Source organism: Clostridium sp. KLE 1755, from assembly GCF_000466465.2.
Taxonomy (GTDB): Bacteria; Bacillota; Clostridia; order Lachnospirales; family Lachnospiraceae; genus Eisenbergiella; species Eisenbergiella porci.
This window is the reverse complement of the sequence record NZ_KE992677.1, coordinates 21,774-24,663: the sequence shown is the minus strand read 5'-3', so window position 1 is coordinate 24,663 and position 2,890 is coordinate 21,774. Positions and strand designations below refer to the sequence as shown.

Genomic DNA, 2,890 nt, shown 5'->3' with positions numbered 1-2,890 from the left:
GCCGCGGGAACCGTGACGGACGCGTCCACCGATACCGAAAGCTGCCCCGCTGTATCTGAAAACTCCAGGGCAAAACGGCTGGGCGCCTGCACCTGCTCTGCGATACTGCCCTCTGCCGCGGCCTGCGGCGCCTGTGTACTTTCCTCCTTCGGTTTTACCAAATCCTCCTGAGGCTCCGGGGTTCCCCCGCATCCGGCAAAAACGGAGGCCGCCAAACCTGCCGCCATGATTACAGCCATCCAACGCTTACTTTTTCTCATTTCAATTCCCTCTTTCCGTATTTGTGTTACTGTTCACTCCGTGACCAGTAACTGTATAAATCCATTAAAAATTGCCTGCGGCAATGGGATTTATGCACTCTTGAATCACTTTCTTACGTACTGTGCAGTAAATGCACAGTACTGAATGAACAGTAACGTATTTGTTTCATCTCTGCCTGTTTCAGGGCAGCCGCCCTGCGCATCTGCGCGAAACGTTATGCTTCAGGCATAAACCAAGCATACGCCTGTGCCTCGTAAAAAGTATGCAGCAGGATGTAAACATTTTGCAAACAGGGTTATATTTTCAAACATACGCAAGCCCCGGCCGGACCGTTACCAGTCGTTTCAGTTCCTTCACAGCTTCCGTCAGGCTTCCCCCTGGAAAACCACCGTTACACGGGTTCCTTCCCCTTCCCTGCTTTCGATATGGAGGGACGCGTTATGAAGCTCCGCTATCCTGCTGCAAAGTGCCAGCCCAAGGCCGATGCCCCCGGCTTTTCTGCTGCGGGATTTATCCACCATATAGAACGCCTCTGTAACGCGGGGCAAATCTCCGGGCGGTATTCCCCTGCCCTGATCGGTGACGCTAATTTCATTTCCGGCAGCCTCCAGTCGAATGGCATCACCCTCTTTTCCGGCTTTCACAGCGTTATCTATCAGATTAATAAGAAGACTTTCAAAAAGATCCCTGTCCAGCCTGCGCATCTGGCCGTCCGACCGGGTTTCCAACGTCATCCCGCACTCCTCCAGGTGATATTTTTCCAAATCCGCCACCCGGGAAAACAGATCCTCCACCTCCGTCTCCTCCAGCCTGATACTATCGTTATCATACAGACCGATCAGGTTCATCAGCTTGCCGGACAGACGCTCCAGCCTCCTGCACTCATCATGAATACGATGCAGCGCCTGTTCCCGCCGCTCCTCGCTCAGCTTCACATGCAGCAGGGTATCGGAATAACCGATGATTGATGTCATAGGCGTTTTCAACTCATGGGTCAGGCTTCCAAGCAGCATCCCGCGCTGCGCCGAAACCTTTTCCAGCTCCGTCACCTGCTCCTCAATCCGGTCCGCCATACGGTTAAAGGAAGCCGCCATGGCGCCGATTTCATCCTTTGAACCAGCCTGCGCCCGCTGCCCGAGCCTTCCCTCGCTGATATCCGCAGCCGCCTGCTGCAGCTTGCGCAGCGGCTTCAGCAGCCTGCCCGTTATGAGAAAAATAATCAGCACCGATATGACTGCCGCCGCAAAATAAATCTCCGCAAACAGCCAGGCCTGTTTTTCCATATCCGCATAAAGCTCCGTAATGTCCTGCACCAGGACAAGCCGGTAGTCCGAAAGGGAATCCGCGGGCAGTTTTTTCCCGAGAATCAGCAGATGCTGCTCCCCCACCTGCCGGAAATCCGCGGAAGCCTCCGTCCCCGCCCAGCGCTTCTCCCGCGGGTTTACCAAATCAAAAGCCGTGAGATTGCAGACAACCTCCCCGTCCTTAATCAATATGTATTTTGAAGCGCCGTATTTTTTTAAAATATAATTATAAAATGAGCTTCTGGTTGCCTCCGTGTAGCCCTCAAGCTCGCTGTCGCTGATTTCCTTTCCCAGCGCATAGGCGGTGGCATGAAGCTGCTGCTCATAATTTTCCACCGTTTTTGTCTCATTATACTGTACGGTGCGGTGAACCACAATTCCCCCTGTGACGCCGGTCGTCACAAGCAGTACGGAGGTGGTCAGAAGAGAAATTTTTTTCCAAAGCTTCATATTCAATCCTCCAGCCGGTAGCCTGTTTTGGGAATGGTCCGTATGACCTCAAAAAAATCCAGCTTCTTGCGCAGCCGCCCGATATGCACATCCACGGTTCTGGTTTCCCCCATATAATCGCTGCCCCAGACCTGATTCAAGAGCTGCTCCCTGGAAAAAGCCACATTTTTATTAGCCGCCAGAAGCACCAGCAGCTCATACTCCATCGGCTTGAGGGCCACCGGAATTCCCGCCTTCATGACCTGATGCTCCTTCCTGTCAATCCTCACGTCGCGGATTTCAATGATTTCCTTCCCCCTGCCTGTCCGTTCCAGCACCTTTTCCATACGCACCAGCAGCTCCAGCACCTCAAAGGGCTTCACAATATAATCCTCCGCCCCCGCCCGCAGCCCGTGTACCTTGGAAATCACATCCGCCTTGGCCGTAAGATATATCACCGGAATTCCGGCCGACTGCATACACCCCATCAATTCAAACCCATCCTTGCCCGGCAACATAATATCAACCAACGCCAGCGCATAAGACAAGCCTCCCTCTCCGCCGCCGGCCAAACCCGAAACGATTTTTTCCGCCTCCACCCCATCATAAACCGGAACCGGCTCATACCCCGCCGCCTCCAGATTCATACAGATAAGCTCCGATATGGAAGCATCATCCTCAATCACTAAAATTCTCGTCTTCATCCTCTTTCCCCTCATCCGCACAACAATCAAATCCCCCGCTGCAAGGAACAGAATATTTATCCTTTAAAAAATTATGTACTAAAAATACCGCCTGCCCATAATCCCCTTTAGTGTAACACACCATCCCCAGAAAAAAAGCACCAAAATGTAAACATACTGCGCGGCCCGGGGAGGAACCGCCCCGGGCCGCCG

At 53.0% G+C, this 2,890-nt stretch carries 3 protein-coding genes; all 3 read right to left on the bottom strand.

Annotated features, from left to right (window positions below):
* Window positions 1-260: DUF6034 family protein (locus tag HMPREF1548_RS06945; protein ID WP_021635191.1), on the bottom strand; the 260-nt coding region annotated here is incomplete at its 3' end.
* Window positions 261-626: 366 nt separating this feature from the next.
* Window positions 627-2,015, bottom strand: coding sequence for a sensor histidine kinase (locus HMPREF1548_RS06940; protein ID WP_021635189.1), 1,389 nt, complete (start codon window positions 2,013-2,015; stop codon window positions 627-629).
* Window positions 2,016-2,017: 2 nt separating this feature from the next.
* Window positions 2,018-2,698, bottom strand: coding sequence for a response regulator transcription factor (locus tag HMPREF1548_RS06935; RefSeq protein WP_021635188.1), 681 nt, complete (start codon window positions 2,696-2,698; stop codon window positions 2,018-2,020).
* Window positions 2,699-2,890 lie beyond the last annotated feature (192 nt).

Excerpts from the sequence above, each read along its gene's own strand:
- HMPREF1548_RS06940 (WP_021635189.1), bottom strand. The coding sequence starts at position 2,015 with ATGAAGCTTTGGAAAAAAATTTCTCTTCTGACCACCTCCGTACTGCTT.
- HMPREF1548_RS06935 (WP_021635188.1), bottom strand. The coding sequence starts at position 2,698 with ATGAAGACGAGAATTTTAGTGATTGAGGATGATGCTTCCATATCGGAG.